4 protein-coding genes are annotated in these 7,574 nt (G+C 71.9%); 2 read left to right on the forward strand and 2 right to left on the reverse strand.

Going from position 1 to position 7,574, the window contains the following annotated elements:
- Positions 1 to 3: 3 nt before the first annotated feature.
- Complete coding sequence (locus BST11_RS28065) at positions 4 to 1,155, reverse strand: PPE family protein (protein WP_169834964.1); 1,152 nt, start codon at positions 1,153 to 1,155, stop codon at positions 4 to 6.
- Between the two features lie 15 nt (positions 1,156 to 1,170).
- Entirely contained in the window at positions 1,171 to 2,964 is a 1,794-nt protein-coding gene (locus tag BST11_RS28070) for a PPE family protein (protein WP_169834965.1), read from the reverse strand.
- A gap of 402 nt (positions 2,965 to 3,366) precedes the next feature.
- On the opposite strand from BST11_RS28070, the gene BST11_RS26180 reads away from it, so the two are divergent.
- A complete protein-coding gene (locus BST11_RS26180) occupies positions 3,367 to 6,615 on the forward strand; it encodes a LuxR C-terminal-related transcriptional regulator (RefSeq protein WP_083141088.1) in 3,249 nt (1,082 codons plus the stop codon).
- Positions 6,616 to 6,795: 180 nt separating this feature from the next.
- The coding region (locus BST11_RS26185) for a PE family protein (protein ID WP_142276590.1) at positions 6,796 to 7,574 on the forward strand (779 nt) is incomplete at its 3' end.

Genomic DNA, 7,574 nt, shown 5'->3' on the forward strand with positions numbered 1-7,574 from the left:
GCCCTAGCCGACCCCGGTCCGCGGCACCACGCTGGGCCGCGACTGCACCACATGATTCGGACTCGCCCCACCCCGGCCCATCATCCCGGCGGGAGCACCGCCGCCCATGCCGCCCATCGGCATCGGCATCATCGGCATGCCACCCATTCCGGCCCCGTAACTCCCTGGGGGACTGGGCGTTCCGCCGCCCAACCCCGACATCGCCGAACTGATCATCCCGGCGGGCATCGACCCCTGCCACGTCGGGGGCACCGACATCGCGCCCACGAGCCGGGCCTTGCCGAGCCCCGCCGACATGGCCGGCCCCAGGCCACCGCCACCGCCGAACGGCTTGAACGTGGTGTCGCCGACGAACTTTGGTGCGTCGGCCCCGATCGCCGCCGTGCCGGCCAGCCCCGCCGTCCCGGCGTTCGTCCCCTGGGCCAACGACATGATCGGTGACATCAGCATGCTGACCGGGAGCGAAGCGACCTCCGCCAGGGACGACAACGACTGCAGGGGCACACCGGAAGCCAGGGACTGCAGCGTGTCCGCGAGGGCCGGGGTCGCGTCGGCCGCGCCCTGCAGCACGGGGGCCAGCGCGTCACCCACCGTCGACGCGGCGCCGATGACCGGTCCGGCAAGGCCCGCCAGGTCCAGCGGGGGCGCCGCGAACGGCGTCAACGCCGACGCGACGGCCATCGCGCCTGCGTGATAACCGAGCATCGCGCCGACGTCCTGGGCCCACATCTCCACGTACTGGAACTCGGTCGCCGCGATGGCCGGCGTGTTCTGGCCCAGAAAGTTGGTGGCCACCAACGACATCAGCTGCACCCGGTTCGCCGCCACGGCAGCGGGGTGAACCGTCGCCGTCTGCGCCGCCTCGAACGCCGTCGCCGCCGTGCGAGCCTGCGCCGCCGCCGCTTCGGCCTGCGCCGCCGACGCCGCCAGCCACCCCACATACGGCGCGGCGGCGCCCGCCATCGCCTCGGACGCCGGGCCCGACCAGGGTCCGCCGGTCAAAGCCGCGACCACCGAGGCGAACGACGACGCCGACGCCCGCAGGTCGGCCGCCAAGCCGTCCCACGCCGTCGCCGCCACGAACATCGGGCCCGCCCCCGCACCCGCGTACATGCGCGCGGAATTGATCTCCGGCGGCAACATCGAGAAATTCATCGCGACCGTGCCGTGTCAGACCATCGCCAGCAAGTTGAAGAAGCCGGCGATCGCGTCCTTGACGTTGAAGAATCCCGAGTCGTTGTTGCCCGAGTTGCCGATGCCGGAGCTGAAGACGTTCGTATTGCCGATGCCGATGTTCAGGAAGCCGGTGTTTCCGACCCCGATGAGGGTGCTGCCCATGTTGTTGATGCCGGCGTTGGCGCCGTTGCCCGAGTTGTGGAAGCCGCTATCGAAGGCCAGGCCCGTGTTCATGAAGCCGGAGGTGTCACCCCCGGAGTTGAAGAAGCCCGACGAGTCGAGGCCGGTGGTGCCGAAACCCGAGTTCTTCACGCCGGCCGGGGTGATCACGCTGCCGAAGCCGGTGTTCAGGTTGCCCGCGTCGAAGCCACCGGTGTTGCTGCTGCCCGAGTTCCCCCAACCGGTGTTGATGTCGCCGGCGTTCATGTCGCCGGTGTTGAGGGACCCACCGTTGAAGGAACCGGTGTTTTGGGCGCCCGCGTTGGCGACGCCGAAGTTCTGCGCACCGCTGTTGAGCATGCCGAAGTTGTTCGAGCCGCCGTTGCCGAAACCGAAGTTGGTGTCGCCGCCGTTACCGAACCCCGTATTCGTGAAGCCCGCGTTCCAGAACCCGGTGTTGATGCTGCCGGCGTTGTCGAAGCCGAAGCTGTGGTTGCCCGAGTTGAAGAAGCCCACGTTCCCCGTGCCGGAGTTGAAGAATCCGATGTTTCCGGTGCCCGAGTTGCCGAAGCCGATGTTGCCGACCCCGGAATTCAGTGCACCGAAACCGATCTGGTTGTCGCCGGTGAGCCCGAACCCGATGTTGTTGTTGCCGGTATTGCCGAACCCGATGTTGTGACTGCCGGTGTTGGCGAGGCCGACGTTGTTGCTGCCGCGGTTGCCAAAGCCCATGTTGGAGTCCCCGCGGTTCCCGCTGCCGGTGTTGGCGTTGCCCAGGTTGCCGTTGCCCAGGTTGGCATCGCCCAGGTTGCCGGCGCCGACGTTCCCGATGCCTTTGTTGCCGAAGCCGGTGTTGTTGTTGCCGGCGTTGCCGCTGCCGATGTTCTGGATGCCGCGGTTGCCGTCGCCGATGTTGCCCATGCCGTTGTTGCCGCTGCCGATGTTCGTGCTGCCGAGGTTGCCGCCGCCCACGTTCTGGTTGCCGATGTTGCCGCTGCCGATATTGCCGTCGCCCCGGTTGCCGCCACCGACGTTGCCGCCGCCGGTGTTGCCGGGCCCCAGGTTCATGCTCGCCAGGGCGGCCCGCACCTGCCCCACCCCCGGCAGGTTTTGCAGCGCCTGCTGCATCGGGGCCAATTGCGCGGCCACCGCCGAGGCCCCGCCGTGATAGCCCACCATCGCGGCCACGTCGGCGGCCCACATCTGCTCGTACTGGGCCTCGGCCGCCGCGATCGCCGGGGCGTTGAACCCCAACAGGTTCGACCGAATCAGCGACACCAGCTGGTTGCGGTTGGCCGCCACCGTGCCCGGGTGCACCGTCGCGGCCGCCGCCGCCTCGAACGCCGACACCGCCGCCCGCGCCTGTCCCGCCGCACCCTCGGCGTGCGCCGCCGCGGCGGAAAGCCAGCCCGCGTACGGCGCGGCCGCCCCCAGCATCGCCGCCGCCGCCGGGCCCTGCCACGCCGCGCCCGCCAGCCCCGAGGTCACCGACCCGAACGATTCCGCCGCCGCACCCAACTCGCCGGCCAGCCCGTCCCAGGCCGTCGCCGCCGCGAGCATCGGCCCCGGCCCCGCACCCAGATACATCCGCGCCGAATTGACCTCCGGCGGCAGTACCAGGAAGTTCATCGCAATGTCCCTTCGTTGACCACGCCCAGCGGGAAGCTGCCCCCAGGGCGCCCACCCTGTTGAAAGACCCCGACTCTCGGTCGGAAGACCGGATGCAGCGCAGCGAATGCGCGATACCGACCCCCGACGTCTATTGACAACGAGTCAAATATGTGGGGCGTGGCGTCGAACTAACGTCGGTCGAATCGCGTAGATCCAGAACATGAGGGGTCGTAATTGCGACGAGATGCGGGGTCGTAGGGCCGCCCGCGGCAAAGGTGCCGCCCACGCGGCCGCGCTGAGGACAACCCACTCCGCCTCGACGATCTCCATATTTTTCGGTGTATTCGACCCGGGGTGGCCGGCATGAGCGAAACTGATGTACGCGCGGGGGTTGGGTCACGGAACACGCGTGACCATGGCGTGAAGGAGCTTATGCCCGCTGGAACGGTGACGCTGCTTCTCGCCGATTTCGACGACTCCGAGCGACTGTGGGAGACCCAGCCGGAGCAAATGACGGCCGCCCTGGTGCGGCTCGACCGCGTGGTCGGCGAGATCGTCGCCGCCCACGACGGCGTGCTGGCCGTGGAACCGGGCGCGGACGCCAGCTTCATCGTCGCCTTCCCGAACGCGACCGACGCCGTGGCGTGCGCGGTGGACCTGCAGCGGGCGCGCCTGGCGCCGATCCGCCTGCGGGTCGGGGTGCACACCGGCGAGGTGCAGCTGGACGATGCCGGCGAGTACGTCGGCCCGACCCCCGAGCGAGCGGCCCGGTTGCGCGATCTGGCCCATGGCGGCCAGATTCTGGTGTCGGGCATCACGCGCGACCTGGTCTTCGATGAGCTGCCGGAGGACGCGTGGGTGACCGACCTGGGCGCGCATCAGCTGGGCGACCTGCCCCGCCCGGAACGGGTTGCGCAGCTGTGCCACTCCGATCTCGACGTCGAGTTCCCGCCGCTGCGCACCACGGGCAGCCTGGTCCCGCATGGCCTCCCCGTGCAGCTGACCCGGTTCGTCGGTCGCGTCACCTTGACCAACGAGGTGGCCAAGGCGCTCTCCGAGAACCGGCTGGTGACCCTCGCCGGCACGGGGGGCGTCGGCAAGACGCGGCTGGCGGTGCAGGTCGCTGCGCAGGCGGCGGCCGAGTTCGACGGCAACGTGTGGTTCGTCGATCTCACGGCGGTCGCCGATGCCGAGGCTGCGCCCGTCGCGGCGATCCGGGCGCTCGGCCTGCCCGACCAGCCGGGCCGTTCGGCCACCGAAACGTTGGTGCGGTTCCTCGGCGACCGCCAGGTGCTGCTGGTGCTCGACAATTGCGAGCACCTGCTCGACGCGTGCGCCGACCTGACCGTCGCGCTCCTGGGCGCCTGCCCGCAGCTGACGATCCTGACGACCAGCCGCGAACCGATCGGAGTGGCCGGCGAGCTGACCTGGCGGGTGCCGTCGCTGTCGCTCGCCGACGAGGCCATCGAACTCTTCGTCGACCGCGCGCGCCTGGCCCGGCCCGACTTCAGCATCGCCGTCGACGACGGCGCTGCCGTGCGCGAGATCTGCGGCCGCCTCGACGGGCTGCCGCTGGGGATCGAGCTCGCCGCGGCGCGCGTGCGCATGATGTCGCTGGCCGAGATCCTCGACGGGCTGCGCAACAGGTTCCGGCTGGTGACGGAGGTCGTCACCGGGGGGCGCGGCAAGAAGACGCTGGGCGGATCGCTCGATTGGTCGTACGCCCTGCTGAGCGAGGCGGAACGGGTCCTATTTCGCCGGTTGGCGGTTTTCCGCGCCGGATTCGACCTCGAGGCGGCGCGCACGATCGGCGACGGCGAGCCCGCGCAGCAACTGCAGGTCCTGGACCGGCTCGCCCAGCTGGTGGACAAATCCCTGGTCGTGGCCGAGAACGCCGGGGATCGGACGCGCTTTCGGCTGCTCGAGACCGTCCGCCACTACGCGTTGGCGCGGCTGGAGCAATCCGGTGAAGCCGACGAGATCCATACGCGTCACCGCGACTACTACGCGGCGCTGGCCGCCCTGCTGGACAGCCCCGCGGACGCCGACCATCAGCGCCGCATCGAACAGGCCGAGCTCGAGATCGACAACCTGCGGGCGGCGTTCGAGTGGAGCCGCCAGCGCGGCGAGATCGAGCGGGCGCTGGAGCTGACGTCGTCGCTGCAGCCGCTCTGGCAGACGCGGGGCCGCATCCAGGAGGGCCTGGCCTGGTTCGAGGCCACCCTCCCCGAGCGCGGCGCCGGGGACTCCGACATCTCGGCGGTGGTGCGCGGGCGCGCGCTCGCCGACAAGGCCGCCCTCGACGCGTCGCGCAGCATCGCCGACAACCTCGAGCAGGCGCAGCAGGCCGTCGCCATCGCCCGCGAGATCGACGACCCCGCCCTGCTGGCGCGAGCGCTCACCGCGTGCGGCGCGATCGCGTCCTACAGCGCCGACGCGGCCCGCCCGTACCTCGCCGAGGCGATCGGCATCGCGCGCGAGCTCGACGATCAGTGGCGACTGACGCAGATCCTGACCTGGCAGGCCAACGGCGCCTTCTACGCGGGCGACCCGATCGCCGCGAGCGCGGCCTCCCGGGAGGGATGCGAAATCGCCGAGGCCATCGGCGACCGATTCGACGCGCGGTCGTGCCGCTGGACGCTCGGGCTGGCGCAGCTGATGCAGGGCGAGCTGGCCGACGCCGTCGCGCAGTTCGACGCGGTGACCGCCGATGCCGACGCGTCGCACGACGTGTTGTTCAGGTGGGGTGCCCGGCTGAGCCTCAGCCTCGCGCTCGCCTTCCAGGGTGAAACCGAGGCGGCCGGGGCGGCGGCCCGCGCCTCGCTGGAGGCCGCCGCCGATTTGTGGCCGTACAACGAGGGTTTCAGCTACGCGGTGTTGGCCACCGCCGCGGCGGCCGCCGGTGATGTCGCGGCGGCGGCCGCGGCCTGCGGGTCGGCGCAGGAGCGGCTGAGCGTGGGCGGCGAACTCGGCGCGGCGATCGTCAACCCGATCGCCGAGGTTGCCCTGGCGCGCGGCGACCTGATCGAGGCCGGGCGCTGGGCCGACCAACAGGTCGCGGCGTCGGCGGGATGGCACCTGGCCCGGGCGCTGACCACCCGGGCGCGCATCGGCATCGCCAAGGGCGAACCGGACCAGGCGGAACGCGACGCCCACAAGGCGCTCGCCTGCGCCGCCGAGTGCGGGGCCCACCTGGCCGTCCCCGACGTCCTCGAGTGCCTCGGCCGCGTGGCGGCCGACGGGCTCAGCCATCGCGACGCGGCGCGGCTGATGGGCGCCGCGGACGCGATTCGGCGACGGATCGGCGTGGCGCGGTTCGCCATCTACGACGCCGAGCATGACCGGGCGGTCGCGGCTATTCGCGACGCCCTGGGCGATGACTTCGACGGCACGTGGGCCGGGGGGGCCGGCCTGTCGCTCGAGGAAGCCATCGCCTACGCGCGCCGCGGCCGCGGGGAGCGCAAGCGCCCGAGCAGCGGCTGGGCGTCGCTGACCCCGACCGAGCGCGACGTCGCGCGACTGGTCGCCGACGGCCTGGCCAACAACGAGATCGCCGCGCGGCTCTTCGTATCGCGGCGCACCGTGCAAACCCACCTCACGCACATCTACGCGAAACTGGGCATCAACTCTCGGGTGCAGCTGGCTCAGGAGGTAGCCGGCCACCGCTGACCGGCGCGCCCGCACACCCGCCGCGGCGAATCTACGACCCCGCCGCGCGCAATCTACGAGCTATGACCGACGTTTCGCTGTCGCGCGGCCCCGCATTCTGGACCGCATTCCAGATGGGCGTCCGACCGGGATAGCGCGACCCGCATCCCCGGACGCCCGGTGCGGACCGGGAGGATTGCGATGTCGTTTGTGTTGGTGGCTCCCGACGTGGTCGCGGCGGCCGCGGCCGAGGTGGAAAGCATCGGATCGGCGCTGGGCGCCGCCCACGCCGCCGCGGCGGCCCCGACCACCGCGATCCTGGCCGCCGCCGAGGACGAGGTATCGGCGGCGCTCGCGTCGCTGTTTTCCGGGCACGGCCAGCTCTACCAGGCCGTGAGCGCCGAGGCGGCGCAGTTCCAGCGGCAGTTCGTCCAGACCATGAGCTCCAGCGGGGCGATGTACGCGGCCGCCGAGGCGGCCGCCGCGTCCCCACTGCAAAGCCTGCTCGACGGGATCAACGCGCCCGTCCAGGCGGCCACCGGGCGCCCGCTGATCGGCAACGGAGTCAACGGCGCCCCCGGGACCGGACAAAACGGGACGCCCGGCGGGTGGCTGATCGGCAACGGCGGGGCCGGCGGATCCGGCACCGCGGGAACCAATGGCGGAAACGGCGGAAACGGCGGGGCCGCCGGCCTCCTCGGCCTCGGCGGCGCCGGCGGGGCCGGCGGATCCGCCACCACCGGCACCGGGGGCACCGGCGGAAACGGCGGGGCCGCGGGCCTGTTCGGCGCCGGCGGCGCGGGGGGCGCCGGCGGCAGCTCGATCCAGGGCGCCGGCGGGGCAGGCGGCACCGGGGGCAACGCCGGCATGCTCACCGGCACGGCCGGTACCGGCGGCGCGGGCGGGGTCACGCAGAGCAGCACCGCGTCCGGCGGGGCCGGCGGCACCGGGGGCGCCGGCGGGATGCTCTCGGCCGGCGG

The sequence above is a fragment of the Mycobacterium alsense genome (assembly GCF_002086635.1).
In the GTDB taxonomy this organism is placed as follows: Bacteria; Actinomycetota; Actinomycetes; order Mycobacteriales; family Mycobacteriaceae; genus Mycobacterium; species Mycobacterium alsense.

Excerpts from the sequence above, each read along its gene's own strand:
- BST11_RS28070 (WP_169834965.1), bottom strand. The coding sequence starts at position 2,964 with ATGAACTTCCTGGTACTGCCGCCGGAGGTCAATTCGGCGCGGATGTAT.
- BST11_RS28065 (WP_169834964.1), bottom strand. The coding sequence starts at position 1,155 with ATGAATTTCTCGATGTTGCCGCCGGAGATCAATTCCGCGCGCATGTAC.